This is a genomic window from Latilactobacillus parafuchuensis (assembly GCF_055271665.1).
In genome coordinates this window covers 115,338-139,751 of sequence record NZ_CM143875.1, presented here as the reverse complement: position 1 = coordinate 139,751, position 24,414 = coordinate 115,338, and the positions used below count along the sequence as shown (strand labels likewise).

The following is a 24,414-nucleotide window of genomic DNA, read 5'->3' as shown; positions in this document are numbered from 1 at the left end:
TATGGGATTATTTGACCGCATTAAAAAGGCTTTTACAGGCGAAGAAGAACCTGAAAAGAAAGTCACACCACCGATCACCGAAGAACCAACAGAACCAACAGAACCAACAGAACCAACAGAACCAACAGAACCAACAGAACCAACAGAACCATCTGACCAACCAAGCGATGCAGAATCAGAAACACCACCAACTGAAGTTGTTCAGCCGGCAGCAACTGTGACACCCGATACGGCCGATAGTGAACCGAAAACCGAAATGGTGGTCATCGCAAATGATGATTCTGAAACGCAAATTGAGACGGAACCTGAAGTTGCAACACCGTCAGTCCCTGAAGAAGTTGCAACTCCAGTAGAATCAGAAGAAGCACCAGTTACTGAAGTCGAAGCAGCCACCGATGAAGAAGCCACCGTGGACGTTGATCAACCAATTCAGGCCGCTGAAACGCAGAAATATGATCAAGGTTTAGCGAAATCGCGCCAAACTTTTGGGCAACGCTTAAACGCGTTATTTGCTAACTTTAGAACGGTTGATGAATCGTTTTTTGACGATGTCGAAGAAATGTTGATTGAAGCCGATGTTGGTTATGAAACGGCAATGAAAATTGCCGATGAGTTGCGTGAAGAAGTTAAATTACGGAATGTTAAAAAGCCGGAAGCCGTTTCACAAGCGATTGTTGAAAAATTAGTTGATCTATACGGTCAAGAAGGTCAAGCCGAAGATAATGCGTTGCACTTTGCACCAGCCGGTGAAACGACGGTCTTCTTATTTGTTGGGGTCAACGGCGCGGGTAAAACGACTTCAATTGGTAAGTTTGCCCATCAACTCGAAAAAGCGGGTAAGAAGGTCTTGTTAGCCGCTGGTGATACGTTTAGAGCGGGGGCTATCGAACAACTACAAGAATGGGGCCGGCGAGTGTCGGTACCAGTTGTCGCAAGTCCAGCGGGCAGCGACCCCGCTTCCGTCGTGTTCGATGCGGTGCATAAAGCTAAGACGGAACATTATGATGTTTTATTGGTCGATACTGCGGGTCGTTTACAAAACAACGTCAACTTAATGAACGAATTAGAAAAAATTAAACGAATTATTACTCGTGAAATTCCGAATGCACCGCAAGAAGTATTGCTGGTTTTGGATGCGACAACGGGCCAAAACGCCTTAGTCCAAGCGAAACAATTTAAAGCGACCACGGATGTGACCGGAATTGTCCTAACCAAATTAGATGGTTCCGCTAAAGGCGGGATTGTTTTAGCGGTGCGGACAGAATTACACTTGCCAGTTAAGATGGTCGGATTAGGCGAACAAATGAATGATTTACAATTATTTGATCCTAATCGCTTTGTATACGGCTTGTTTAAGGATATTATTACCGGAGACGGTCCAGAAGCGACGATTGATACCGACGTCAGCAAGGCAATTAAATAAACGAATACAGTTGTTAGAAACACAATTATCCAAGTGGGTAGTTGTGTTTTTTAGCATGATAGTTCTGTAATCTTAGGAGGGCTTAAGATGGAAATTGAACAACAGTTGGCTCAAAAAATTGTGGCGCGGTTACAACGAGAGATTCCGTATAATATTAACGTGATGAATAAACAGGGCGTGATTATTGCCAGTGGTGAACCAACTCGGGTTGGGCAATTGCATGATGGGGCGGTTGAAGCTATTCGACTGAAACGAAATAATCAGATTTTAACCGATCAACTAAATGGTGTTTTACAAGGGTATAATATGCCAATTGTTGTTCAAAATGACGTGATTGGGGTCGTCGGGATTACCGGTGATCCCAAACAGTTAACCTACATCGCACCGCTAGTCAAAGTGACAACTGAATTATTGACGGAGCAAGCCTTACGCGCTAAAGAAGAGGCGCGTGAAAAACGGCGTCTAGAACGCTTTTTATTGATGTGGGTCGGGTTGAAACAAGAAAGCGAACAAACCAGTGATTTTATCAATGAAGCGTATGCTTTTGGAATCAATCTAAAACAAGAATACCAACTCGTTTTAATTAATACGACTGTCCTGATTCAACAACCGGTAGGGCCTAACAGTTATAAAATTAGGTTGAATCCGGATGAATTAGTGATTATTACGCGCCAACCGCTGGAACGGCAACGGTGGTTAGACTTCGCTCAAAAGCAACAGTATATTGTTGGTATTAGTACAGCACAATGCTTTTTAGGGATTGGTTTGGCTCAAGCGCGACAGGTGGTGGATTATAATCGGTTGACCCATACTACAAATCCGTATTATCGATTAGAAATTGCGCATATTCAGCGGTTGTTGGCTGCTAAAGTGGATGTGAATGATTATCGGCAACGGTTGATTGAACTCAATCATCAAGCAGCGGGGCACGACTTAATTACAACGCTGCAAACCTACGTTGAATTAAACGGTAATATGCAACAGACTGCCAACCAATTACACATTCACCGGAACACGTTGCACTATCGATTAAATCAGATAAAAAATAAAATTGGGTTAGATCCTAAGGTCTATCATGAATTAGTCATGTTATACATCGCTTTGATTGATTATCAATTAAGTTAATTGTGCATTCGCACAAATAATATCGGAAATCCGCCAGTGTTATATATCAGATGAAACGATTACAATTATTCTGTAATATAACACAGAGGAGGTTTTTGGAATGACAATTGTTTGGTGGGCCGCCTTGATCGGTCTTGCAGTTGCGATTATTCTGATTTTATGTAAGTTAAATGCTGTTTATTCACTTTTGCTCGGGACGATAGCGGGGGCTTTAATTGGCGGGGCTAGTTTAGCACAAACCGTCGATATTATCGTGACCGGATCGCAAAGTGTCATGGGAACCGTCATTCGGGTCTTGGCCGCTGGGGTTTTAGCCGGGGTCATGATGGAATCGGGTGCGGCCGACACGATTGCGCGGACAATCGTCGATCGACTAGGTGATCGATTAGCCATTTTTGCGTTGGCGTTGGCGACGATGATTATTACCGGTGTCGGGGTCTTTATCCCCGTGGCCGTCTTAATCGTCGCACCAATCGCTCTTGAGGTTGGTCAACGGATGCACATCTCTAAATTAGCGTTATTAGTCGCTTTGTCGGGTGGCGGGAAAGCGGGCAATATCATTTCGCCGAATCCGAACACGATTGCAGCGGCCAAAGGGTTTAACGTTGAATTGAGTCAGGTAATGATTGCTGATTTTATTCCAGCAGTTTGTGGGTTAATCATGACCATCATTTTAGCGACTTTATTGAAAAATAAAGGAACTCAAGTCCAAGAAAGTGATGTTGAAGGTCGCCAAGCAGCCCAAACTCAAACGGGTCCGTCTTTAAAGTCGGCGGTTGTGACGCCATTATTGGCGGTCGTATTATTATTAATTAATCCAATCGGTAATATTTTCCAAATTAAATTATTACAAAGTTTTCAAGTTGATGCGATGTATATCCTGCCAATTGCCGGGATTGTTGGGACGTTGGCGATGGGGCAAGGTCGTCAATTATTAGCCTATACCAAAGCGGGCATGGCGCGGATGACCGATGTCGTGCTAATCTTAATCGGCGCGGGCGCGATTGCTGGGTTGATTGGGGTTTCGAATTTACCAGCGGAAGTTGTTCGTTTAGTGCAAGCTGGTGGGATTTCTGGGACTTTCTTAGCGCCAATTGCTGGGATTTTAATGGCAGCAGCGACGGCTTCGACCTCCACTGGGGTGATTTTAGCAGCCGGCTCGTTTAGCAAACCAATCTTAGCGTTTGGGATACCAGCCTTAAGTGCAGCCGTGATGGTCCACACCGGGGCGACCGTGATTGATCATTTACCGCATGGCAATTACTTCCACGTGACGGCCAATGCGATGAAGATGACTTTTAAAGAACGGATGCAAGCTGTTGTTTGGGAAACCGGTGTTGGTTTAACGATGGCGGTGACGGCCGTTATCATGTATGGGATATTGTGAGGTGGATGAAATGAAAATTGTATTAGCACCCGATTCATTCAAAAATTCAGTGACGGCGATTGAAGCTAGTCACGCAATGCGCGCCGGGTTTGCCAGTGTCTTTCCAGAGGCTGAAATTGTTGAAGTGCCGATGGCTGACGGTGGCGAAGGGACGGTCCAATCCTTAGTCGATGCCACGAGTGGCCAGTTTAAAACCGCAGTGGTTAAAAATCCGTTAGGGATTGATGTTGAAGCGCAATACGGCTTGTTAGGCGACCAACAAACGGCCGTCATCGAGATGGCTGCGGCCAGTGGCATTCAATTTATCAATGCAACGACGCAAAATCCGTTAATCACGACGACTTACGGAACCGGACAATTAATGTGCGCGGCGATTGAAGCCGGGGCCCGTAAAATCATTATTGGGATTGGTGGCAGTGCGACTAATGACGGTGGCGCTGGGATGGCGCAAGCCTTGGGTGTGCAACTATTGGATGCACAACAACAACCAATCGGTTTTGGTGGTGGTGCGTTAGCCCAGTTAGCCTCAATCGACATGACCACGATTTTACCGGCATTACAAACTGTTGAATTAGTTATTGCTTCCGACGTCACGAATCCATTAACGGGGCCAACGGGTGCATCAGCCGTTTTTGGTCCGCAAAAGGGTGCAACACCGGCGATGGTCGCACAACTTGATCAGAATTTGACGCATTACGCGCAGATTATTCAACGGGATGTCGGGTTAGACGTTGCACCAATCGCTGGCGCTGGGGCGGCTGGTGGTTTGGGAGCCGGTTTATTGGCTTTTACGAACGCACAAATGCAAGCGGGAGTCGAAATCGTTGTCGAACAAACGCATTTGATTCAGATTGCCCGCGATGCAGAGCTTGTTGTGACGGGCGAAGGTGGGATTGATTTTCAAACCCAATATGGCAAAACGCCGATTGGAGTTGCTAAGGCGGTTAAACGGGTTAATCCAGCCGCTACGGTGATTGCAATTGCCGGTAATATCGGTCAGGGAACTGACGTATTATATGACTTAGGGATTGATGCTATTTTTTGTTCAACTCCCGGTGTCATGACTCTGGACAAAGCGTTGGCAGACACTAAAGCCAATTTGACGTTGACGAGCACTAATATTGCCCGATTGATTAAACAAAATCGGCATAATGATTAAATGAAAACGGCGAAGCGGTCTTGAATTTAAGACTGATTCGTCGTTTTTAATCGGGCAAAATTACGGGAAATAATGGCAATAAACGTTGACTCAAGCCGATAAAATCGGTACTCTAATAGTTAGGTCAATCTAACCTAGGAGGCGTCAAATGGAACTGGCACAAAATGCACGGATGAATTCACTGTTTGAATTTTATGGTGCGCTGTTAACGGCGAAACAACACAGTTACATTTCGCTGTATTATGGGGATGATTTCTCACTAGGTGAAATTGCTGAAGAGTATGCGGTGAGCCGCCAAGCCGTCTACGACAATATCCGTCGGACTGAAAAAATATTAGAAGGTTATGAAGCAAAATTGCATTTGTTCCAGAATTACGAACAACAAAATGCGAGTGCGGATCGACTGCAAAAATATATTCAAGCCCATTATCCAGAGGATCAACAATTAGCGCGGTTATTAACGGATTTGTTGGATCTAACCGAACAATAAAAACAATTAAAGGAATGATAATCAGTGGCATTTGAAGGCTTAACAGAACGATTACAAGGGGCATTAAGTAAATTACGACGTAAAGGGAAAGTGACTGAGGCCGATGTCAATCAAGCCATGCGTGAGATTCGTCTTGCATTATTGGAAGCCGATGTTAACTTTAGAGTCGTTAAAGACTTTATTAAAGTTGTTAAGGAACGGGCAATCGGGGCCGAAGTGCTCGATAGTTTGTCACCCGCCCAACAAATTGTCAAAATCGTCGATGAAGAATTAACGAAGATGATGGGTGAAACCGCCGTACCATTGAATAAATCGCCACACGTCCCAACCATTATTATGATGGTCGGGCTACAAGGGGCCGGGAAAACTACGACGGCTGGGAAATTGGCCAACTACTTAGTTCAAAATGAAAAAGCCCGGCCATTGATGATTGCGGCCGATATCTACCGGCCCGCGGCCATTGACCAATTAAAGACGGTCGGCGCCCAAATTAACGTCCCTGTTTTTGACATGGGGACCGATGTCAGTCCAGTTGAAATCGTTCGTCAAGGGTTAGCCCAGGCCAACTTACAAAAGAACGATTACGTCTTAATTGATACTGCCGGTCGACTTCAAATTGATGAAGCTTTGATGCAAGAATTAGCGGATATTAGCGAATTAGCGCATCCGAATGAAATCTTGTTGACGGTCGATGCGATGACTGGTCAAGCTGCCGTAGACGTGGCTGAAGGCTTTAATAACCGCCTAGAAGTTACCGGGGTCGTTTTAACTAAGTTAGATGGCGATACGCGTGGTGGGGCTGCCCTTTCAATCCGCGCCGTTACGGGCAAACCGATTAAGTTTACCGGTCAAGGTGAAAAACTAACGCAATTAGATATCTTCTATCCTGATCGGATGAGTAGCCGAATCCTGGGCATGGGTGATATGCTGAGCTTGATTGAAAAAGCCCAACAGGATTACGACGAACAAAAAGCCGTCGATATGGCGGAAAAGATTAAAGAAAATAGTTTTGATTTTAACGATTTCCTCGATCAGATGGATCAATTGCAAAACATGGGACCTTTGGAAGATATTATGAAGATGATTCCGGGGATGGCCAATAATCCGCAATTGAAGAACGTTAAAATGGATCCGAAGGACATGACGCACATGAAGGCGATTGTCCAATCAATGACACCTAAAGAACGTGAAGATCCGGATCTATTGAACCCGAGTCGCCGGCGTCGTTTAGCCGCCGGTGCTGGTCGGCCTGTCCAAGAAGTCAATCGGATGATTAAACAATTTAATCAATCGAAGAAGATGATGAACCAAATGTCGAAGGGTAATTTTAACGGCATGGAAGGTTTAATGGGCAATGGCGTTCAAGGTCGCATGGGTAAGATGGCGATGAACTCAATGGTTCGCAAGAATAAGAAGAATAAGAAGAAACGCCTTAAAAATGCGCGTCGGTTTAAATCATAATCAAGTTAAATTAAAAAAAAACAGCCTGTAAAGAAAAAACACTTTACACGGCCTGTAATTTTTGGTATATTATGTCTTGTTAAAGAATTAATAGGAGGTGGCATTAATGTCAGTTAAAATTCGTATGAAACGCATGGGTTCTAAGAAACGCCCATTCTACCGTATTGTTGTAGCAGATTCACGTTCACCACGTGATGGCCGCTTTATCCAAGAAGTTGGTTACTACAATCCATTAACAGAACCAATTGACTTGAACTTACAAGAAGAAGTCATCATGGACTGGTTACAAAAAGGCGCACAACCTTCTGATACTGTTCGTAATCTTTTATCAAAACAAGGGATTATGCAAAAATATCACGAAGCGCGTTTCGCTAAGAAATAGGGACTCGTTATGACAGATGTGAAAGAACTAATTATTGCAATTGTTCAGCCACTTGTCGAACATCCCCAAGACGTCAAATTGACTGAACATGAAACTGAACGTTTTATGGAATTTGACTTAAAGGTGAATCCTGCTGATATCGGTCGCGTCATTGGCAAGCAGGGTCGGGTTGCGCAATCAATCCGCACCATTGTTTATAGTGTGAAAGCACCATATGCTAAGCGCGTCCGCTTAAATATTGTAGATGCCTAAAAAAACGTTTAGATGAAACAGCAATGTTTTGTTTAGGCGTTTTTTGTTGAATAAGGAGAAAATTGCATGCCAGAAAAATATTATCAAGTCGGTAAAATCGTCAATACACACGGCATTCGGGGTGAAGTCCGGGTAATTGCCACCACCGATTTTGCGGAAGACCGTTTTAAAAAGGGAACACGACTCACCGTTGAAATGCCTAACGGTTTAACTGACGTGACCGTTTCAGCAATGCGTCAACACAAACAATTCTATCTATTGCAATTTGAGGGGTATCCGAACATCAATGATGTGGAACCCTTCAAAGGCCATAATTTAAAAATTGCGGCGAATCAACGGGATAATGAATTGGATGATGGTGAATATTATTACGATGATATCATCGGCATTGAAGTTGTTGAAGAAGCTGACGGAACCAGTTATGGGACCGTCAACGAAATTATTAATCCCGGTCCGAACGATGTCTGGGTCATTAAAAAACGGGGTCATCAGGATTTATTATTACCGTTCTTAAAAACAGTCATTAAACGGATTGATTTAGAGGCCGGTAAAGCCTATGTTGAAGTGCCAGAAGGGCTGATTGAATGAAAATAGATGTCTTAAGTTTATTTCCAGATATGGTTCAAAACGGGTTATCCCAATCCATTATTGGTAAAGCAATTGATCGGGAATTGGTCGATTTAGAAGTCACGGATTTTCGTGATTTTTCAGTCAACAAACACCATTCAGTTGATGATGCCCCCTATGGTGGTGGTGCGGGGATGTTGTTGCGGCCCCAACCCATTTTTGAAGCGATGGATCAAGTCAATGCGAAGAATCCGGGCCATAAACGCGTGATTCTTTTAGATCCAGCGGGGGTCACCTTTAATCAAAGCGTGGCTGAAGAATTTGCGCAAGAAGATCATCTAGTGTTTATCTGTGGTCATTACGAAGGTTATGACGAACGAATCCGCACCCTGGTCACCGATGAAGTTTCCTTAGGTGATTTCGTCTTAACGGGTGGTGAATTAGGCGCGATGGTCATGATTGACGCGATTGCACGGCTAATTCCCGGTGTGCTAGGCAACCAACAATCCGCAATCACTGATTCATTTTCAACCGGCTTACTGGAACATCCACAATATACGCGGCCACCGGAATACCGAGGCTTAACCGTTCCAGAAGTATTGATGAACGGTAACCACAAGTTGATTAATGAATGGCGCGAAAAGATGTCGCTTAAACGCACATTGGAACGGCGACCCGATTTGTTAAAGAAACTCGATTTAACCAAGGATCAAATCAAATGGATCCGTGAATTAAAACAAGAAGCAACTTCAGAAAATTAGTCTTTTAATTGTCGGCTAATTATGGTAAAATTTAACATTGTGATGTAAAGTCACAAAACAACGGTATTCCGCTGGCGATTCAACGTTAATGAATATCTGTGAAAAAGGAGAGATTCTAATGAATCTATTAATTCAAGAACTTACAAAATCACAACTACGTTCAGACATGCCTGAATTCCGTCCTGGTGACAGTGTTCGAGTTCACGTTCGAGTTGTCGAAGGTACGCGCGAACGTATCCAATTATTCGAAGGCGTTGTTATCAAACGTCACGGTGTTGGCGTGAGCGAAACTTATACTGTTCGTAAGATCAGTAGCGGTGTTGGTGTGGAAAGAACATTCCCATTACATTCACCACGTGTTGCTAAACTTGAAGTTATCCGTCATGGCCGTGTTCGTCGTGCTAAGTTATACTACTTACGCGCATTACATGGTAAGGCAGCTCGTATTAAAGAAGCTCGTCGTTAAGATAACCAATAAAAAGGCCGACTCATTACGAGGCGGCCTTTCTTTATGCGATAATTAAAAGTTAGGTGATAATGATGAATCAATGGATCTACGTTGTATTGTACCAAGCGAACCCACTGTATGTTGAAAAAAGTAAAATGATTCGTGCGTTCAGCTCCGAACAACGCGCTCAAGAATACGTCTCGTTGCTCAATGAAACGCCTTATGCGAATCAATCGTTAAAAGAGGGGCATTATACGTATCGTAAATTAAACCTCAACTAACCTAATAAGTGGTGTTTGTAAGCAGCAATCTTTGGACGTGCTTTGTCTGAAGCGGGCTGCTTTTTTGGTGTGGTCTGATGGCAAGTCCCCAGGTAAGCCAAGAGCGGTTGGGAGAGCATGGCTAAAATTGATAGTGTAAAAACGGTAATCAGCGCAATCAGCGCGTTCTTAGAAAGCGTGAGTTGATCAAAATAATGTTCAAAGCGTTGATTAAAAGCGGTTAAATGGGCCTCGCTTTGATCAGAAGGGGCCTTGTGCTGAACTTTTGGTTGTTGATGTACATCGAATTGAATAGCACTGGTTGGATGATTTTTGGCAAAAGCAGTCCCTTTATCGAATAAGTAAGGGCTTACAAAAGGCAACGCAAAAAGACAAATCAAACTAAAAACTGCAATTATTCGTTTCATAAAAAATAATCCCCTTAGTTTTATAATTAAACTAATTATAGCATAAATAAGCAGTTATTAAAAATACCGTTCAAGCAACTCGCAAAATGCGGGTAGTTGCTTGAACGGTCATAATTAATTGATATGAAATTGATAGGATTTGAAAGAGGCAATCAAACCAATGAGTAATAAAATCAATGCGCCAATGAAGTACCCCGGCAGTAGAATGAAGATAATGTAGGCAATAATCGCCACCAGGTTAGCAAAGAGCGCGGTGTTCCGGCTCAGAGAGGTTAGATAGGAAATAACATGGAGTATGATGGCGATTAGACTAAGCCACCAGACTTTACCCATCGAGTCACTATAGATGGTCATGAAGTTCGTCAAATGGGGATTAACCACTAAAATAATAATGGATTGGATCACGGTGACGACTAAAAAGATTAAATCATATAGAAATGGTAATTTACGAATCGAAATTTTCATCGCGATGAACCTCTAGGTCTTATAGTTTAAGTTAGTATCAGTATAACGAATTTTAGTCTAAAAGGAAATATGGAATTTAGAAGACACAAATTATATCAATTCCAATTGAGCTTACTGAAAATTATTTTGGTGGGTCAGCCGCAATCCAGTCATCCAAAATCGCCATTTTAGTTTGGACGTAATCGATACTAGCGGTTAGTTTTTGTTGACGTTCGTGTAATGTGATTAATTGTTTGGCTAAATAGTCGCGGCGTTGTTGAAAAGTCCCGTGGTGACTGCGTAACTCAAGATATTTTTGAATCTCAGCAATTGAGAAACCACCGCCTTTCAAGCGCCGGATTAGGGCAATCCGTTCTTGATGTTGGTTAGAATAGTAGCGCAAGTTGCGTGTCCCGCGCAGCGGTGTTAGTAGGTGTTGGCGTTCATAATAGCGCAATGTATCTGGTGATAAGCCGGTTAATTTGGAAAATTGGCCAATTGAATATTGATTATCGGTTGACATGGACTTCACTCCATTATTTATAATATTAAAGTTGTGTAAAAACAGGAGGGATCAAGTTTGTGAGAAAAGAAAAAATATTTACCCGTGATTTTTGGTTAATTGCGAGTGTCAATCTATTGGTGATGACAACCTATTATAGTTTAATGGTGACCACCGCTAAATTTACGACGGACCAATTTCACACGAGTACCAGCATTGCCGGATTAGTGATTGGGATTACCGTGATTGGGATTTTAATCGCGCGGTTTAGTTCAGGTTATTTAACCCAACATTTTACGACTAAAAAATTGTTAATGACCGGGACGATTCTATTAGTGCCCGCGATGATTTTATACCATTTTACAACCAGTTTAGCGATTTTAATGGCGGTTCGCTTACTCCACGGTTTAGCGATTGGATTAATTAGTACCGTGACGAATACGGCGGTGGTGTTGCTTTTTCCAGTCGAACGCCGTGGTGAAGGGATTAGTTATTTCAGTTTAAGCACCGTTTTAGGAACAGCAGTTGGGCCCTTTTTAGGGTTAAAACTGATGCAGACGGTTGGTTTTCCAACGTTATTTAATGTTGAAATTGGTTTTGCAATCGCGGCCCTCGTCATTGCCACACTGATTAATGCCGAAAAAATTCGGTTTAAGAAGGTTCAACATAACGAACCACTAACCTTAGCGCATTTTATTGAAATCAAGGCGATGCCAATCGCACTATTGATGTTCGTTGTTGGGCTAGGTTATGCGGCGATTCAAGCTTACCTCTCATTTTACGCCGGTCAATTAGATTTGGCGACCTATGCAAGCTATTTCTTTTTGGCCTACGCATTTGCGGCCTTATTGTCACGACCCTTTACCGGCCGCTTATTGGACGCTGTTGGCGCCAAAGCCGTTGTTGTCCCAACCTTATTAATTAACGCGGTTGGGCTAGCAGGGGTTGCTTGGACGCATAGTGGTTGGGGGTTATTAGTCTCAGCTTTTCTAATTGGGTTAGGTTTCGGTAATTTCCAATCAGTTGCGCAATCAATTGTGGCTAAGAAAGTCCCCGTTAAACGTTTAAGTCAAGCGACCGCGACGTTCTTTATTTTCTTTGATCTGAGTCTCGGTATCGGACCATTCCTATTAGGGTTGATTGAACCCGCAGTCGGCTACAGCAATTTATATTTATTGACAGCAATCATGGTACTCGCGTGTGCCATCGGTTATTGGCTAGTCAGTCATTTTTCAAAGCAAGCGACGAATTAAATTAATATAAGCTGTGACAGAACTCGGTTATCAATTGAGTATCAAGTTGAAAAATCGCCTATCCCGAACTAAGGATAGACGATTTTTTGATTTGAACGGAAATTGATGAGTTCTGGCGCGCGTCAAAAAATAATGTTCGTTTAATATCAGAATATGACGGCTTCTGTCACAGCTTGTTTTGTGTATTGTGCGGGAAACGCAATAAAATAAGCACAATCAATGTCAATATAGCGACATTGATTGTACTTATTTTAAGAAATCTGATTTAGATAACTGAAGGAGAGTACAGGAATTGAACCTGCGCGCCGGTATAAGCCGGTTCGACGGATTTCGAGTCCGTTGCATTACCACTCTGCCAACTCTCCACAATGGTATTATTATAGCAGATTTTATGGATTCTGAAAAGTAAATCACAAAAAAGATTGAGCTTTGGCAACGGATTCGGTATCATTGAGAATGAATATCAATTAGAATTGATGAAGAGGGGCTTTTCAATGATAAAAAATGGGGTATTACTCATTAATTTAGGCACACCGGCGGAACCGACAACCAAAGCCGTGCGCAGCTATTTAAAATTATTTTTAGGTGATCCACGTGTGATTCAAATACCACGATTATTCTGGTGGCCAATTTTAAATTTGATGATTTTACCCGCACGTCCTAAGAAATCGGCAAAACTGTACCAATCGATTTGGACCGAGAATGGCTCACCGTTGTTATATTATACGCAACAACAAACCGAAGCGTTGCAAGCTCATTTTCCGGATAAAATGGTCCGTTTTGCGATGAGTTATAGCAATCCGCGCATTGGGACGGTTTTAACCGAATTTGAGGCCGCTGGGGTGACGGATTTAACCGTCATTCCACTTTATCCGCAATATTCAACGACAACGGTTGGGGCAGTCTACGATGAGGTCGCGCGTTTTTATGTGGGTCATCCACAAATGCCGACGTTGCATTTTATTCAAGATTTTAGCGATAACCCACAATATGTGCAAGCGATGACTGCCAAAATTCAAGCACAATTAGCCGATGCTGATTATGATCAGATTCTATTGTCCTATCATGGTATTCCTAAGAGTTATGCGGCTAAAGGGGATCCCTATCCACAACGTTGTGAGAATTGCACGGCCTTGATTGCCGCCCAGTTAAAAACAGCGGTCCCAGTTACCATGACCTATCAATCGAAGTTTGGACCGAACGAATGGTTAACGCCGGCGACCGATGCAACATTAAAAGCCTTACCAAGGCAAGGTGTCCGTAAGATATTAGTCGTGACGCCTAGTTTTGTGGCGGATTGTTTAGAAACGGTTGAAGAAATCGAAGATGAAAATCGCGGTTATTTCATGGAAAATGGCGGTCAACAATTTGATGTGGTGCAACCCTTTAATGCGGACCCAGAATTTACGACAGTCCTTGCGAGCCTAGTGAGATAGCTTGTTAACGAACAATATTAGTTTTCGTTTATCCTATAATTAGGTACTTAATTTTTAAGGGACAGTGTGTTATTCTATTCTCAAGGAGATGAGCGAATGGCACAGAAACATTTTTATGGTAAATATGAAATTACAGAAGAACAGAGTGCTGATCAATATTTGGCGACCGTTAAGTTGCGTAACGCGGTTACTCAGATTGTGATTGAGGATGATGTTTTAGCGGAGTTGACGGCCCAATCAATTTTGCCGCAAACTGTCATTCATAATATTATCAAAGATCCCACACAACTCAGAAAACCAATGACGATTTCGAAACATAATATCGATCAATATTTAGACTAAAAAACGTTAGAATCAACTGATTCTAACGTTTTTTAGTGGGTACTGATATCGCAAAAAGTAGCTGAGACCGCTTTTTGTAAATCTTGAGGATTGATTTGAATCGAACGACCAATTTTACCCGATGAAACGAAGATTAAAGGCTCTTCAGCGGCTTGCTGATCGATATAAATCGGGAAATGGGCCTTCTCCCAAATGCCGACGGGGGTATTGGCACCATGTTCGTAACCGGTTGTCGCCACTAAGTCTTTAAGGGGTAGCATGGCAATTTTTTTATTACCTGAAATTTGGCTGAGTTTTTTTTCGTCTAAATGACCATCAATCGGGACAACACCTACAATCGGACCGGTTTGTTTGCCAGTTAGGACCAGTGTTTTGTAAATCAAATGTTCATTAATGCCGAGATGCTCAACTTGCATTTGAGCAACATGGTGTTCTTCATGGGTTGGAAAAGCAAACTGCGTGTAACTAATTTTTTGCTTATCAAGAATTTTTTCAACGAGGGTTTTAGGTAGTTGATCCTTTTTTTTCTTACTCAAAATGACGACACTCCTTACTATCAATATGCTTAGTTTACGGTATCTGCTCAAAATTGCAAATATTAAAGGGGTTAGCTGACGCCAATTAATGGATTTCGTTGTATAATCATTGTAAGCAAGGAGAGGATTTAGATGAGTTGGTTTAAACATAGTTATGAAGATGATATTAAGGTTGAGTCGCACGATTTCAACCAACTACTTAATCGAGCCAGAGCCGATAATGGTCATTATCAGAAAGTTCAGGCGACTTTTGCTGATTTAACGAAATCGTATCAGACAACACAATCTGAATTAAGCACCAAGGGAAATAAGTGAGTTAAATAAGGGGTAATCCAGGGATTCTAGCGCTCAATTCATTTAAGCTAGCCGGGGTCTTTTTTTATATTTAAGAAGCATAAAATTCGCTTGAATACAATTAAATTGTTAAATTGATATAAAGTTATTTATTGACGGCTGTTATAATATTCTATATTCTTATTATAACGATTAGCAAAACTAAAGGAGGAACCACCATGTCAATTCAAGCAACCACTGTCCCGACAACCGAATACGTGATTAAACTAAACCGATTACTCGAGAAATTTGTCGTTTTTGAGACTGTCTTTGATGAATATGCGCAGACGTGTCGTAACATTAGTTTGGGTAAATGTTTGGTGAATGAAAATTTGGAAACGCTTAAACTGTATTTTGAACAAAATCTAACAGTGTTGCGTCAATTTGTGGCACAGGCGGGGAGCGTTGAACCGCCAATCGTCTTTGAACAAATTAATCAAGAACTGCAAAGTGCGTTGGCCGATTACGTGGTTGCGACGGAAATGATGGTTGATTCACTTGAGGGTGATGAACTGACCGTTTATCAACGGATTATTCTAGGTCGGTCTGAGCAGACTATTCAACGGCAACGAATTAATCAAGTGTTACAAGCAATTTCGAAAGTTGGCTTTTAGACCTGACGAATCCGACCGGTTATGGCATAATAAGAGTAATCAATAACGATAACTAACTTGGATGGGTGACATAATGGAACGACAAACCTGGCATTTTCTCTTCTATAAATCAGCGTTTACAAAAGTTCAGATTGACCGGTTATTAGTTTATTTGCGACAACAACGTAATTTTGGCGGGTTTCCAATTGTCGAACTTGCTCAAGATGGAAATAGTAGTGACATTCGCTTTGTCACGATGACCTTTGATCCACTGGCTCAAATTGAGACCCCGTTGCAATCCGAGATGGCGAAGTTTATCTTGATGCATGCGATTCGACCGGACGATAATTCAGCTGAAGCGGATATGCGGTTATACGGGCGTGTCATGAGTCATTCATTAGAGGCGTTGGGAATCGAATTTCAACGGTACGATCAACAAACGATGGACGTCATTTATTGGGGGCAAGGTGCGACCCAAGCTTAGGCTTAAAACCAAGTTGGCTTAGACTAACTTGGTTTTTTTATTTGTTATGCCTTTAGATTCAGGCCATAATCAGGTATGATATTATCAGACCAGCTATTTACAGAAAAGATAGAATAATAATAAGGAAATGGTGATTAATGATGGCAGACCAAAATATGCTTGAATTCTTTGAAACCGAATTAGATGACTTACAATTTAGTGGCGATGTTAACTTGAACTGGGATAAACAATCGCGCGCAATTGAACTTGAATTTACGTTAAATGTTGCAAAGAGCCAAGAATTAGCAGTCGAAGATCAAGATGGCGAATTAAATGAATCGGATGAAATTAGTTATGAAGATGCCATTTTATTTTTTGATGAAAGTAAGTTAGACGGGTTTGAATATGCTGATAACTATTTGGCTGTAATTCCTTTCTCAGGTCGCCAAGGGTTAAATGCACAAGTTGCCCGTGGGCTTTTCAATTATCTACAAGATCTATTAGATGATGGCGAAGACCAATTGGCCGCGTTTGCCAATGATGAATCTGAAGAAGAAACGTTTATTCTAAATTGGGATGACACGGTCTTCCAAGCAACTGTTGCACAAGCAGACGCTCAATTAGCAAAAAAATATTACGCTTATCCTAAGTATTAAGGAGCCTTTAAAATGGAATGGACAAAAGTAACCGTCACAACCCTCAATGAATCCGTTGAAGCAATCGCTAATATTCTAACTGATGCGGGGGCGGAAGGGATTCAGATTGAAGATGAGACTGATGTTCAAATTAGTGCCTTTTTTCCTGAATCTATTTTTGTCCCCGAACGGTTACCAATCATTAAACACCGAATTGGCCAGTTGGCTGAATTTGGGTTAGATGCAGGCGCTGGCACCGTGGCGTTACACCAAGTCGCGGATGATGATTGGGCGACGGCTTGGAAGAAATATTATCGGCCAACCCGTTTAACGCGCTTTTTAACGGTTGTCCCTAGTTGGACCGATTATCAACCAGAAGATCCGCGTGAAGCGTTAATCAAGATGGATCCAGGGATGGCGTTTGGGACTGGAACACATCCGACGACGCATCTTTCGGTACAAATGTTAGAAATGATTTTACGCGGCGGTGAACAGCTGATTGATGTCGGGACGGGTTCCGGTGTCTTGAGTATTGCAGCGGCCCATCTTGGGGTCAGTGATATTCGTGCGTACGATGTCGATCAAGTCGCCGTCGATTCGGCTAAAGAGAACTTTGCTTTAAACCCAGTGACTAAGGGGATTGACGCCCAACCGAATGATTTGTTAAACGGGATTACGGTCCCTGCAGATGTGATTGTGGCCAATATGTTAACGGAAGTTTTAGTGCCGATGATTCCGCAAGCTAAACCACTCTTAAAACCGAACGGGCATTTATTGTTAGCCGGTATTATTAACGATAAAGAAGCGGTCATTCGCCAAACGTTAGCGGCTAATGAACTGATAGTTCAAGAAACCTTATATATGGGTGACTGGGTCGGGATTATCGCCCGTTTGAAAACTGATGAAGATTAAGAGGAATTGAGATGCAACGTTATTTTTTAGAGCAACCTTTAGCCCTCGAACAAGCCGTTGAATTAACGGGGGAAACCGCCCACCATATGTTGAAGGTGATGCGAATGCAAGTGGGTACCCAAGTTGAGTTGGTGTCGGTTGATGAACAAGCCTTCGTGGCCGAAATCATGGTCACCGATGTCCTCAATAAAGTGGTGCAACTGACGGTTCAAACCGCGTTAACCACGACGGTCGAATTACCAGTGGCCACCACGATTGTTTGTGGGTTGTCCAAAGGGGATAAAACCGATTGGATCGTTCAAAAGGGTACCCAACTCGGGGCGCATCGGTTTATTTTTTGTAACAGTCAATTTTCAATTGCGAAATGGGATGCTAAAAAGCAAACTAAGAAGTTACAACGATTGCAAAAGATTGCCCAAGAAGCGGCCGAACAAGCCCATCGAACACATGTCCCAACGATTGAATGGCGTGCAAGTTTAACCTCGATCGCAACTGAAGCGGCGACCGTTAAACTAGTGGCGTATGAAGAATCGGCGAAAGCCGGCGAAACTGCACAACTAGTGAAGAGTTTACAAACATTGACGGCTGGGCAAAACTTGTTGTGTGTCTTTGGGCCAGAAGGCGGCTTAGCACCGGCTGAAGTAGCGCAATTAGAGGCGGCGGATTTTCAGTTAGTCGGACTAGGCCCTCGGATTTTACGGGCGGAAACCGCGCCATTATATTTATTAAGTGCGCTGTCATATGTGACAGAGTTAGCCACTTTATAGTATGATAGGGAATAACAATTTGATAGAGGGCTTATAGAGATGAATAAAATAAAACAAAATCGTTTTTTACAACAAGCTTGGGTACGGTATTTCCTAGTCGCCTTAGTATTAGCGGTCCTATTGCCACTTATTTTTGGTTGGCTTGGCATCAGTAAAACTTGGCGGGTGGGACTACTCTTCATGTTAATTAATGGTTGCGCGGCGTTTATGATTGGTTATCGCATTCAGAAAACACGTGCGCCTTGGTATCATATTTTATATTTACCAGTTTTATTTGCCTTAATGGTGGTTGTTCGCTATGCAGATTATAATTACTGGTTTGTTCCTATTTATTTCTTGTTAAGTTACTTAGGGATTAACACCGCGTATGAACGTCGCAAATAGAACTGACTCGACAAAATTGTTGAGTCAGTTTTGTTGTTTAAAAAGCAATTTTAATTGAGTATGAGAGAGTGAGTGGAGCAAGATGTCAGAAGAAAAGGTGATTTCGCAACAAGAGGTTTTACAATTATGCCAGAAATACATGAACGCTGAGCATCTTGCTTTCGTCCAAAAGGCTTACGATTTTGCGGCCTATGTCCATCAAGAACAGATTCGCCAATCCGGTGAACCGTATATTATTCATCCGATTCAAGTCGCTGGAATTTTAGCCGAATTGAAGATGGATCCTGAAACGGTTGCTTCCGGTTATTTGCACGACGTGGTTGAAGATACCAACATTACCTTAGGCGACGTTGAAGAGATGTTTGGTCATGATGTGGCGATTATTGTCGATGGTGTCACCAAATTAGGGAAGATTAAATATAAATCGCATCAGGAACAATTGGCCGAAAATCACCGTAAAATGTTGTTGGCGATGGCTAAAGATTTACGGGTGATCATGGTAAAACTCGCCGATCGTCTCCATAATATGCGGACTCTCAAACATTTAAAACCCGAAAAGCAACGACGGATTGCGAACGAAACGCTTGAAATCTACGCACCATTAGCGGATCGTTTAGGGATTAGTAAGATTAAATGGGAATTAGAAGATATTTCACTGCGCTATTTAAACCCACAACAGTATTATCGAATTGTCCATTTAATGAATTCGAAACGGACGCAGCGGGAACTCTATATTCAAGGTGCGATTGAAGAGATTAAAGATTCGGTCGCTGATTTGGACATGAACTACGAAATCTATGGTCGGCCCAAACATCTCTATTCAATTTATCGCAAGATGCGCGATCAGCATAAACGCTTTGAAGAACTCTATGATTTATTAGCGATTCGGGTTGTGGTCGATTCAATTAAGGATTGTTACGCCGTTTTAGGGGCGATTCATACCAAATGGAAACCGATGCCAGGCCGGTTTAAAGACTATATTGCGATGCCCAAGGCCAACATGTATCAATCAATTCATACGACGGTGATTGGGCCAAAAGGTAAACCTTTAGAAGTTCAAATTCGGACCCAAGAGATGCACGATGTGGCTGAATATGGGGTGGCCGCACATTGGGCGTATAAAGAAGGCGTCAAAGAACAGATTAAAATCGATGAATCGGGTCGTAAGTTGGATTTATTCCGTGAAATTCTGGAAATTCAGGATGCTTCGGAAGATGCGGCTGAATTTATGGAAAGTGTTAAAGGCGATATCTTTAGCGATCGGGTTTACGTCTTCACGCCTAAAGGGGATGTTTATGAATTGCCCAAGGGCTCAGTCCCACTCGATTTTGCTTATTTAGTCCATACCGAAGTCGGTAATCACGCAGTTGGGGCGAAAATTAACGGTAAGATTGTGCCGTTGAATTATCAATTACGCAACGGTGACATTGTTGAAATGTTGACGTCAACCAGCGCGACGCCAAGTCGTGATTGGACGAAGCTCGCGTTTACCGCACGGGCACGTAATAAGATTAAACGTTACTTTAAAAAAGAAGACCGGGATGAAAACGTCGATAAAGGGCGGACGTCGTTGGAACGTCTTTTGACTGAACAAGGTTACTTGCCAAAAGATTATCTGAATAAAACGGCGATTGGTGTGATTCTACCCCATTTCAACTTTAATGCCGATGAAGAATTGTACGCGGCGATTGGATTTGGTGAAATTTCGCCACAATCAGTGGTAAATCGCTTAACGGTCAAAGAACGCCGGGAAAAAGAAGAAAATGACCAAAAAGTATTAGAAGCTAAAATTTTATCAGCCAAGGATTCACAACAGCCAGGCCCTAAAGCAAACGGTAATCATATCACGATTAAACATGAAGATGGTGTGATTATTGAAGGGGTCGATAACGTATTGGTGCGCTTAAGTAAATGTTGTAATCCCGTGCCTGGTGACGATATCGTTGGTTACGTGACTAAAGGGCGTGGTGTCTCGGTCCATCGACGGGATTGTCCGAATATCATCGACCGCGCGGACATGAACAGCCGCTTAACGGAAGTTAGCTGGGAAAATACGTCTGATAAATCACAACAATTGTACGATGCGAATCTGGAAGTTTATGGCTACAATCGTGGTGGGTTGCTAAACGATGTGTTGCAAGCGTTAAACGCGCATTCTAAACAGTTGAACAATATCATGGGTCGGATTGACCATGATCAAATGGCTGATATTCACGTGACCGTTGGGATTCGTAATATTGAACATTTAGAAACCATTATGGAAGCTGTTAAAAATATTCCGGATATTTATGAAGTCAAACGGGTACAAGGATAAAAGGGGGATTCGCTAATGCGAGTGGTACTACAACGAGTGAGTCATGCGAGTGTGACCATTGAACAGACGGTTGTCGGTCAGATTGACAAAGGCTTTTTATTATTAGTCGGGATTTGCGACGAAGATACCGATGCCGATTTAGATCATTTGGTCAAAAAAATTAGTTTGTTACGGGTTTTTGAAGACGAAGCCGGCAAGATGAATTTGGCGTTAAACCAAGTTGACGGATCAATTCTATCGGTTTCACAATTCACGTTATATGCTTCAACTAAAAAAGGTAACCGGCCAAGCTTTACAGCAGCCGGTGCACCTGATTACGCTGAAAAGATGTACAATCGCTTTAATCAGAAGTTAGCGGCGACTGGTTTAACCGTTGCGACTGGTGAATTTGGGGCGGATATGCAAGTCGGACTCGAAAACGATGGTCCAGTGACGATTTTATTTGATACGCAGGAATCGCGATGAGTTATCGAAATGCAATCTGGGATTTTGATGGCACGCTTTATGATACTTATCCAGTGATGTTAGAAGCGTTGCTGGCGGTCTACGCACACCATCAAGTGCCCGTTCAAGCAGCAGCGCTCTACCGATTAATTAAGCAACAATCAATAAAAGTGGCGTTGCGGCAATTAGCACAGACGACCGGCGTTGGGTTTGAAACGTTGGACCGGCAATACCATGAACTCGAGCAGCAAACGCAACTAACACCGCAACCCTACGTGGGGGCGGCGGCGATTCTTGCTAAAGTTAGTCAGCGCGGCCAGAACTTCTTATTGACGCATCGCGATCAAGCCGCGCAACGCTATTTAGCGCAACAAGGATTAAGTCAGTATTTTACGGAAATTGTCACGAGTCAACAGGCCTTTGCCCGTAAACCAGCGCCGGATAGTTTATTGTATTTATGTCAAAAATACGATTTAAAACCGACAGAAACGGTGATGATTGGTGATCGTGCATTGGATGTTGAAGCTGGCATCAACGCGGAAGTACAATCCGTTTATTTTGATGTCGATCATCTGCCAATCACGGCACAACCAACCGTCACGGTGCATCAGTTGTCGGAATTGTTACCACTATTTGGATAGTGCAACAGTCAATTAAAAAGCATCATCGGTCTGAAACCAGGCCGATGACGCTTTTTTAGATTAATGTAATAATCAAGAACGTTAAATACCAAGCAGCCGACATGATTAAGACGAAACGCCACCAACTCTGTAAAAATTTCTTAAGAAATAATTCGTGATCGTAATAAAAACGAGTTAGCACCCAAATGATACCCCAGAGACATAGCGCTAGTAGGATGAACCAACCGGCCTTATTGAAATAGGGATAGCTGAGCATAATGGTACTTAGAATTAGGGGAATGGGTAAAATTCGGCTGACTAGCGCGCGTTTGCGGTGAAAGTAGTGTTGAATCAAACGCTGGCTTATGTAGGCTATGCCGCCACACAGTAGTGGTAAAAGAATCCAGAAGAGTTGCATCATGATAGTCACCTCAAAAGTTAATAGTTCTATTGTAACGTCTTTTTTATGAGATAAAAAGTCTGAGTTGCACTTTTAGGCTATTCGGTGTAAACTGCTGTTAAGAAATGACTAGGTGGTGGAATAGTTGAAGAAAAAGACGAGTACGTTTAGTCGGGTTACCAAAGTGTTTGTTTGGGTTATGTTAATTGCCACGGTCGGTTCAGTCGTTTTTGGGGCATTAGCAGGTACTGGCATTTTAAACTTTTAAAAAATGATAATGATAACGACCAATAATGGTCAAAGAAAGGTGATCTCTGCGGAGATGGCCTTTTTTATTTGGCTTTTTGGACTTGTTCATTAAAATCAAAAAAATGTTAAAAACCGCGAACAGCTTTTTTTAGGCAAAATGTGGTAGAAAGTGGGGGATTGTGGTAGACTAAAATCAGTTGAGGTGGGCAAAGGGGTGAAGTATATGTTCATGGGCGAATTTCGGCATACAATCGATGCGAAGGGACGGCTAATTATGCCGGCCAAGTTTCGTGAGGATTTAGGCACAGAATTTGTATTAACCCGCGGCATGGATAACTGCATCTTTGGCTACCCACTCGATGAATGGCAACAATTAGAAGAAAAATTAAAAAAATTACCACTTGCTAAAAAAGATGCGCGGGCCTTTGTCCGTTTCTTTTATTCAGCAGCCGTGGAATGTGTTCCTGATAAACAAGGCCGGATTAATATTCCGCAAACATTGGTAACCCATGCCGGTTTAGAGAAAGATTGTGTCCTAATCGGTGTTTCTAACCGGATTGAAATTTGGAGCCAAGCAAAATGGGACAGCTTTAGTGAAGAAGCAGAAGAAAACTTTGACGAAATTGCAGAAAATATGTTGGATTTCGACTTTTAAAAGGATGGTAATCAGATGTCAGAAACATTTAAACATCAAAGTGTTTTATTAAAAGAAACGGTTGATGCCTTAAATGTTCAACCTGATGGGATTTACGTGGACGCCACACTGGGTGGTGGCGGTCATAGTGAATATTTATTGTCACAATTAACGACGGGTCATCTTTATTCGTTCGATCAAGACGATCACGCTTTGGCAAGTAGCAAGGAACGCCTTGCTAAGTATGCTGAAGCCGGTCAAATCACTTTTGTGAAGCGTAATTTCCGTTATTTAAAACAAGCACTTGCAGAGCATGGCGTAACTAAGATTGATGGTATTTTATACGATTTAGGCGTCTCATCACCACAATTTGACGACGCACAACGGGGGTTCAGTTATAAAAAAGAAGCCCCACTTGATATGCGAATGGACCAAGGTGCCGAATTGACAGCCTATACGATCGTCAATGAATGGACCTATCAACAACTGATTAAAATTTTCTTCCGGTATGGTGAAGAAAAATTTTCCAAACAAGTGGCGCGTAAAATCGAACAGCAACGTGAAATTGCACCGATTGAAACAACGATTGAATTAGCGGACTTAATTAAGGATGCGATTCCCGCACCAGCACGCCGAACGGGTGGTCATCCGGCTAAACGGATTTTCCAAGCGATTCGAATTGCAGTCAATGATGAATTAGGTGCGATTGAAGACTCAATCGAACAAGCGATTCCGCTTGTAAACATCGGTGGCCGCATCAGCGTTATTACGTTCCAATCGTTAGAAGATCGGTTAGTGAAGACCATGTTTAAAGAACAGGCCACTCCGAAAGAAATTCCGCGTGGTTTACCGGTTTTACCGGAGACGCAAGTGACGGTTTTGAAGCTAGTGAATCGTAAACCGATTTTACCAACGGATGAAGAACTAGAAGATAATCACCGCTCGCACAGTGCTAAATTGCGGGTTGCAGAAAAACAAAAAGAATTTGACGACTAAAAAAAGGACTGATG

Annotated in this window: 33 protein-coding genes and 1 tRNA gene; 28 read left to right on the top strand and 6 right to left on the bottom strand. The window is 42.5% G+C overall.

All coding sequences use genetic code 11. From position 1 onward, the window contains the following. The first annotated feature begins 1 nt into the window (after window position 1). The 12 genes from ftsY to ACVPPQ_RS00825 all read left to right on the top strand — a co-directional run bounded on the left by ftsY (window position 2) and on the right by ACVPPQ_RS00825 (window position 9,736). Complete coding sequence (ftsY, locus tag ACVPPQ_RS00880; protein ID WP_463495078.1) at window positions 2–1,423, top strand: signal recognition particle-docking protein FtsY; 1,422 nt, start codon at window positions 2–4, stop codon at window positions 1,421–1,423. 87 nt (window positions 1,424–1,510) lie between these two features. Further along, window positions 1,511–2,548 (top strand): CdaR family transcriptional regulator, encoded by a 1,038-nt coding sequence (locus tag ACVPPQ_RS00875; protein ID WP_463495076.1) that lies wholly within the window; start codon window positions 1,511–1,513, stop codon window positions 2,546–2,548. Window positions 2,549–2,648: 100 nt separating this feature from the next. Then, a complete protein-coding gene (locus tag ACVPPQ_RS00870; RefSeq protein ID WP_463495074.1) occupies window positions 2,649–3,935 on the top strand; it encodes a GntP family permease in 1,287 nt (428 codons plus the stop codon). Window positions 3,936–3,945: 10 nt separating this feature from the next. Then, window positions 3,946–5,094 (top strand): glycerate kinase family protein, encoded by a 1,149-nt coding sequence (locus ACVPPQ_RS00865; RefSeq protein WP_463495072.1) that lies wholly within the window; start codon window positions 3,946–3,948, stop codon window positions 5,092–5,094. A 148-nt stretch (window positions 5,095–5,242) separates the two neighbouring features. Further along, window positions 5,243–5,584, top strand: a complete 342-nt coding sequence (locus tag ACVPPQ_RS00860) for a putative DNA-binding protein (protein ID WP_463495070.1) — start codon at window positions 5,243–5,245, stop codon at window positions 5,582–5,584. Window positions 5,585–5,608: 24 nt separating this feature from the next. Further along, a complete protein-coding gene (ffh, locus tag ACVPPQ_RS00855; protein ID WP_463495068.1) occupies window positions 5,609–7,045 on the top strand; it encodes a signal recognition particle protein in 1,437 nt (478 codons plus the stop codon). A gap of 106 nt (window positions 7,046–7,151) precedes the next feature. Next, window positions 7,152–7,427, top strand: coding sequence for a 30S ribosomal protein S16 (gene rpsP, locus ACVPPQ_RS00850; RefSeq protein WP_025082510.1), 276 nt, complete (start codon window positions 7,152–7,154; stop codon window positions 7,425–7,427). A 9-nt stretch (window positions 7,428–7,436) separates the two neighbouring features. Continuing rightward, window positions 7,437–7,679: a KH domain-containing protein gene (locus tag ACVPPQ_RS00845; protein WP_254680449.1), complete on the top strand. Its 243-nt coding sequence runs from the start codon at window positions 7,437–7,439 to the stop codon at window positions 7,677–7,679. Window positions 7,680–7,745: 66 nt separating this feature from the next. Then, entirely contained in the window at window positions 7,746–8,267 is a 522-nt protein-coding gene (rimM, locus tag ACVPPQ_RS00840; protein WP_025082512.1) for a ribosome maturation factor RimM, read from the top strand. Beyond that, window positions 8,264–9,007: a tRNA (guanosine(37)-N1)-methyltransferase TrmD gene (trmD, locus tag ACVPPQ_RS00835; protein WP_463495065.1), complete on the top strand. Its 744-nt coding sequence runs from the start codon at window positions 8,264–8,266 to the stop codon at window positions 9,005–9,007. The genes rimM and trmD overlap by 4 nt, the downstream gene beginning before the upstream one ends. A gap of 118 nt (window positions 9,008–9,125) precedes the next feature. Next, entirely contained in the window at window positions 9,126–9,473 is a 348-nt protein-coding gene (rplS, locus tag ACVPPQ_RS00830) for a 50S ribosomal protein L19 (protein WP_254680451.1), read from the top strand. A gap of 74 nt (window positions 9,474–9,547) precedes the next feature. Further along, entirely contained in the window at window positions 9,548–9,736 is a 189-nt protein-coding gene (locus ACVPPQ_RS00825; protein ID WP_106483105.1) for a hypothetical protein, read from the top strand. Here the strand turns inward: ACVPPQ_RS00825 and ACVPPQ_RS00820 are convergent. The 3 genes from ACVPPQ_RS00820 to ACVPPQ_RS00810 all read right to left on the bottom strand — a co-directional run bounded on the left by ACVPPQ_RS00820 (window position 9,733) and on the right by ACVPPQ_RS00810 (window position 11,110). Continuing rightward, window positions 9,733–10,143 (bottom strand): hypothetical protein, encoded by a 411-nt coding sequence (locus ACVPPQ_RS00820; RefSeq protein WP_463495063.1) that lies wholly within the window; start codon window positions 10,141–10,143, stop codon window positions 9,733–9,735. The genes ACVPPQ_RS00825 and ACVPPQ_RS00820 overlap by 4 nt on opposite strands. A 114-nt stretch (window positions 10,144–10,257) precedes the next feature. Then, the gene (locus ACVPPQ_RS00815; RefSeq protein ID WP_463495061.1) at window positions 10,258–10,608 is read right to left on the bottom strand and encodes a hypothetical protein; all 351 of its coding nucleotides are present in this window, start codon (window positions 10,606–10,608) and stop codon (window positions 10,258–10,260) included. Between the two features lie 121 nt (window positions 10,609–10,729). Continuing rightward, window positions 10,730–11,110 (bottom strand): MerR family transcriptional regulator, encoded by a 381-nt coding sequence (locus ACVPPQ_RS00810; RefSeq protein ID WP_463495059.1) that lies wholly within the window; start codon window positions 11,108–11,110, stop codon window positions 10,730–10,732. A gap of 59 nt (window positions 11,111–11,169) precedes the next feature. Between ACVPPQ_RS00810 and ACVPPQ_RS00805 the strand changes: the two genes are divergently transcribed. Then, window positions 11,170–12,342, top strand: a complete 1,173-nt coding sequence (locus ACVPPQ_RS00805) for an MFS transporter (protein ID WP_463495057.1) — start codon at window positions 11,170–11,172, stop codon at window positions 12,340–12,342. A gap of 277 nt (window positions 12,343–12,619) precedes the next feature. On the opposite strand, the gene ACVPPQ_RS00800 is transcribed toward ACVPPQ_RS00805, so the two are convergent. After that, window positions 12,620–12,707, bottom strand: a tRNA-Ser gene (locus ACVPPQ_RS00800). Window positions 12,708–12,836: 129 nt separating this feature from the next. Between ACVPPQ_RS00800 and hemH the strand changes: the two genes are divergently transcribed. Then, a complete protein-coding gene (hemH, locus tag ACVPPQ_RS00795) occupies window positions 12,837–13,778 on the top strand; it encodes a ferrochelatase (protein ID WP_463495055.1) in 942 nt (313 codons plus the stop codon). Window positions 13,779–13,874: 96 nt separating this feature from the next. Beyond that, complete coding sequence (locus ACVPPQ_RS00790) at window positions 13,875–14,120, top strand: hypothetical protein (RefSeq protein ID WP_025082520.1); 246 nt, start codon at window positions 13,875–13,877, stop codon at window positions 14,118–14,120. A gap of 32 nt (window positions 14,121–14,152) precedes the next feature. Here ACVPPQ_RS00790 and ybaK read toward each other — a convergent pair whose 3' ends face one another. After that, entirely contained in the window at window positions 14,153–14,656 is a 504-nt protein-coding gene (ybaK, locus tag ACVPPQ_RS00785) for a Cys-tRNA(Pro) deacylase (protein ID WP_463495052.1), read from the bottom strand. A 132-nt stretch (window positions 14,657–14,788) separates the two neighbouring features. On the opposite strand from ybaK, the gene ACVPPQ_RS00780 reads away from it, so the two are divergent. The 10 genes from ACVPPQ_RS00780 (at window position 14,789) to ACVPPQ_RS00735 (ending at window position 22,142) form a co-directional block, all read left to right on the top strand. Then, on the top strand, window positions 14,789–14,971 hold the full coding sequence (locus ACVPPQ_RS00780; RefSeq protein ID WP_463495050.1) for a hypothetical protein: 183 nt from the start codon (window positions 14,789–14,791) through the stop codon (window positions 14,969–14,971). A 197-nt stretch (window positions 14,972–15,168) separates the two neighbouring features. Continuing rightward, window positions 15,169–15,603, top strand: a complete 435-nt coding sequence (locus ACVPPQ_RS00775; protein WP_463495048.1) for a hypothetical protein — start codon at window positions 15,169–15,171, stop codon at window positions 15,601–15,603. A 73-nt stretch (window positions 15,604–15,676) separates the two neighbouring features. Beyond that, window positions 15,677–16,066: a hypothetical protein gene (locus ACVPPQ_RS00770; protein WP_463495046.1), complete on the top strand. Its 390-nt coding sequence runs from the start codon at window positions 15,677–15,679 to the stop codon at window positions 16,064–16,066. Between the two features lie 140 nt (window positions 16,067–16,206). Further along, a complete protein-coding gene (locus tag ACVPPQ_RS00765; protein ID WP_025082525.1) occupies window positions 16,207–16,701 on the top strand; it encodes a DUF3013 family protein in 495 nt (164 codons plus the stop codon). 12 nt (window positions 16,702–16,713) lie between these two features. Further along, entirely contained in the window at window positions 16,714–17,592 is an 879-nt protein-coding gene (prmA, locus tag ACVPPQ_RS00760) for a 50S ribosomal protein L11 methyltransferase (RefSeq protein ID WP_463495044.1), read from the top strand. A gap of 11 nt (window positions 17,593–17,603) precedes the next feature. Then, complete coding sequence (locus ACVPPQ_RS00755; RefSeq protein WP_463495042.1) at window positions 17,604–18,359, top strand: 16S rRNA (uracil(1498)-N(3))-methyltransferase; 756 nt, start codon at window positions 17,604–17,606, stop codon at window positions 18,357–18,359. Window positions 18,360–18,398: 39 nt separating this feature from the next. After that, a complete protein-coding gene (locus ACVPPQ_RS00750) occupies window positions 18,399–18,743 on the top strand; it encodes a hypothetical protein (RefSeq protein ID WP_254680461.1) in 345 nt (114 codons plus the stop codon). An 82-nt stretch (window positions 18,744–18,825) separates the two neighbouring features. Beyond that, entirely contained in the window at window positions 18,826–21,057 is a 2,232-nt protein-coding gene (locus ACVPPQ_RS00745; protein WP_463495040.1) for a RelA/SpoT family protein, read from the top strand. A gap of 15 nt (window positions 21,058–21,072) precedes the next feature. Next, window positions 21,073–21,522: a D-aminoacyl-tRNA deacylase gene (gene dtd / locus ACVPPQ_RS00740; RefSeq protein WP_463495038.1), complete on the top strand. Its 450-nt coding sequence runs from the start codon at window positions 21,073–21,075 to the stop codon at window positions 21,520–21,522. Continuing rightward, on the top strand, window positions 21,519–22,142 hold the full coding sequence (locus ACVPPQ_RS00735; RefSeq protein ID WP_463495036.1) for an HAD-IA family hydrolase: 624 nt from the start codon (window positions 21,519–21,521) through the stop codon (window positions 22,140–22,142). Before dtd ends, ACVPPQ_RS00735 begins: the two co-directional genes overlap by 4 nt. Window positions 22,143–22,197: 55 nt before the next feature. On the opposite strand, the gene ACVPPQ_RS00730 is transcribed toward ACVPPQ_RS00735, so the two are convergent. Then, window positions 22,198–22,542: a DUF3397 family protein gene (locus ACVPPQ_RS00730; RefSeq protein WP_463496311.1), complete on the bottom strand. Its 345-nt coding sequence runs from the start codon at window positions 22,540–22,542 to the stop codon at window positions 22,198–22,200. Between the two features lie 124 nt (window positions 22,543–22,666). On the opposite strand from ACVPPQ_RS00730, the gene ACVPPQ_RS00725 reads away from it, so the two are divergent. The 3 genes from ACVPPQ_RS00725 to rsmH all read left to right on the top strand — a co-directional run bounded on the left by ACVPPQ_RS00725 (window position 22,667) and on the right by rsmH (window position 24,400). Continuing rightward, window positions 22,667–22,789 carry a DUF4044 domain-containing protein gene (locus ACVPPQ_RS00725; RefSeq protein WP_025082533.1) on the top strand — a complete coding sequence of 41 codons (123 nt, stop codon included), beginning with the start codon at window positions 22,667–22,669 and terminating at the stop codon, window positions 22,787–22,789. A 204-nt stretch (window positions 22,790–22,993) separates the two neighbouring features. Beyond that, complete coding sequence (gene mraZ / locus ACVPPQ_RS00720) at window positions 22,994–23,425, top strand: division/cell wall cluster transcriptional repressor MraZ (RefSeq protein ID WP_025082534.1); 432 nt, start codon at window positions 22,994–22,996, stop codon at window positions 23,423–23,425. A 15-nt stretch (window positions 23,426–23,440) separates the two neighbouring features. After that, a complete protein-coding gene (rsmH, locus tag ACVPPQ_RS00715; protein ID WP_463495034.1) occupies window positions 23,441–24,400 on the top strand; it encodes a 16S rRNA (cytosine(1402)-N(4))-methyltransferase RsmH in 960 nt (319 codons plus the stop codon). Window positions 24,401–24,414 lie beyond the last annotated feature (14 nt).

What these genes read in the sequence shown, in the direction of transcription:
- ftsY (WP_463495078.1), top strand. Translation starts at nt 2, where the DNA reads ATGGGATTATTTGACCGCATTAAAAAGGCTTTTACAGGCGAAGAAGAA.
- ACVPPQ_RS00875 (WP_463495076.1), top strand. Translation starts at nt 1,511, where the DNA reads ATGGAAATTGAACAACAGTTGGCTCAAAAAATTGTGGCGCGGTTACAA.
- ACVPPQ_RS00870 (WP_463495074.1), top strand. Translation starts at nt 2,649, where the DNA reads ATGACAATTGTTTGGTGGGCCGCCTTGATCGGTCTTGCAGTTGCGATT.
- ACVPPQ_RS00865 (WP_463495072.1), top strand. Translation starts at nt 3,946, where the DNA reads ATGAAAATTGTATTAGCACCCGATTCATTCAAAAATTCAGTGACGGCG.
- ACVPPQ_RS00860 (WP_463495070.1), top strand. Translation starts at nt 5,243, where the DNA reads ATGGAACTGGCACAAAATGCACGGATGAATTCACTGTTTGAATTTTAT.
- rpsP (WP_025082510.1), top strand. Translation starts at nt 7,152, where the DNA reads ATGTCAGTTAAAATTCGTATGAAACGCATGGGTTCTAAGAAACGCCCA.
- ACVPPQ_RS00845 (WP_254680449.1), top strand. Translation starts at nt 7,437, where the DNA reads ATGACAGATGTGAAAGAACTAATTATTGCAATTGTTCAGCCACTTGTC.
- rimM (WP_025082512.1), top strand. Translation starts at nt 7,746, where the DNA reads ATGCCAGAAAAATATTATCAAGTCGGTAAAATCGTCAATACACACGGC.
- trmD (WP_463495065.1), top strand. Translation starts at nt 8,264, where the DNA reads ATGAAAATAGATGTCTTAAGTTTATTTCCAGATATGGTTCAAAACGGG.
- rplS (WP_254680451.1), top strand. Translation starts at nt 9,126, where the DNA reads ATGAATCTATTAATTCAAGAACTTACAAAATCACAACTACGTTCAGAC.
- ACVPPQ_RS00825 (WP_106483105.1), top strand. Translation starts at nt 9,548, where the DNA reads ATGAATCAATGGATCTACGTTGTATTGTACCAAGCGAACCCACTGTAT.
- ACVPPQ_RS00820 (WP_463495063.1), bottom strand. Translation starts at nt 10,143, where the DNA reads ATGAAACGAATAATTGCAGTTTTTAGTTTGATTTGTCTTTTTGCGTTG.
- ACVPPQ_RS00815 (WP_463495061.1), bottom strand. Translation starts at nt 10,608, where the DNA reads ATGAAAATTTCGATTCGTAAATTACCATTTCTATATGATTTAATCTTT.
- ACVPPQ_RS00810 (WP_463495059.1), bottom strand. Translation starts at nt 11,110, where the DNA reads ATGTCAACCGATAATCAATATTCAATTGGCCAATTTTCCAAATTAACC.
- hemH (WP_463495055.1), top strand. Translation starts at nt 12,837, where the DNA reads ATGATAAAAAATGGGGTATTACTCATTAATTTAGGCACACCGGCGGAA.
- ACVPPQ_RS00790 (WP_025082520.1), top strand. Translation starts at nt 13,875, where the DNA reads ATGGCACAGAAACATTTTTATGGTAAATATGAAATTACAGAAGAACAG.
- ACVPPQ_RS00780 (WP_463495050.1), top strand. Translation starts at nt 14,789, where the DNA reads ATGAGTTGGTTTAAACATAGTTATGAAGATGATATTAAGGTTGAGTCG.
- ACVPPQ_RS00775 (WP_463495048.1), top strand. Translation starts at nt 15,169, where the DNA reads ATGTCAATTCAAGCAACCACTGTCCCGACAACCGAATACGTGATTAAA.
- ACVPPQ_RS00770 (WP_463495046.1), top strand. Translation starts at nt 15,677, where the DNA reads ATGGAACGACAAACCTGGCATTTTCTCTTCTATAAATCAGCGTTTACA.
- ACVPPQ_RS00765 (WP_025082525.1), top strand. Translation starts at nt 16,207, where the DNA reads ATGGCAGACCAAAATATGCTTGAATTCTTTGAAACCGAATTAGATGAC.
- prmA (WP_463495044.1), top strand. Translation starts at nt 16,714, where the DNA reads ATGGAATGGACAAAAGTAACCGTCACAACCCTCAATGAATCCGTTGAA.
- ACVPPQ_RS00755 (WP_463495042.1), top strand. Translation starts at nt 17,604, where the DNA reads ATGCAACGTTATTTTTTAGAGCAACCTTTAGCCCTCGAACAAGCCGTT.
- ACVPPQ_RS00750 (WP_254680461.1), top strand. Translation starts at nt 18,399, where the DNA reads ATGAATAAAATAAAACAAAATCGTTTTTTACAACAAGCTTGGGTACGG.
- ACVPPQ_RS00745 (WP_463495040.1), top strand. Translation starts at nt 18,826, where the DNA reads ATGTCAGAAGAAAAGGTGATTTCGCAACAAGAGGTTTTACAATTATGC.
- dtd (WP_463495038.1), top strand. Translation starts at nt 21,073, where the DNA reads ATGCGAGTGGTACTACAACGAGTGAGTCATGCGAGTGTGACCATTGAA.
- ACVPPQ_RS00735 (WP_463495036.1), top strand. Translation starts at nt 21,519, where the DNA reads ATGAGTTATCGAAATGCAATCTGGGATTTTGATGGCACGCTTTATGAT.
- ACVPPQ_RS00730 (WP_463496311.1), bottom strand. Translation starts at nt 22,542, where the DNA reads ATGATGCAACTCTTCTGGATTCTTTTACCACTACTGTGTGGCGGCATA.
- mraZ (WP_025082534.1), top strand. Translation starts at nt 22,994, where the DNA reads ATGTTCATGGGCGAATTTCGGCATACAATCGATGCGAAGGGACGGCTA.
- rsmH (WP_463495034.1), top strand. Translation starts at nt 23,441, where the DNA reads ATGTCAGAAACATTTAAACATCAAAGTGTTTTATTAAAAGAAACGGTT.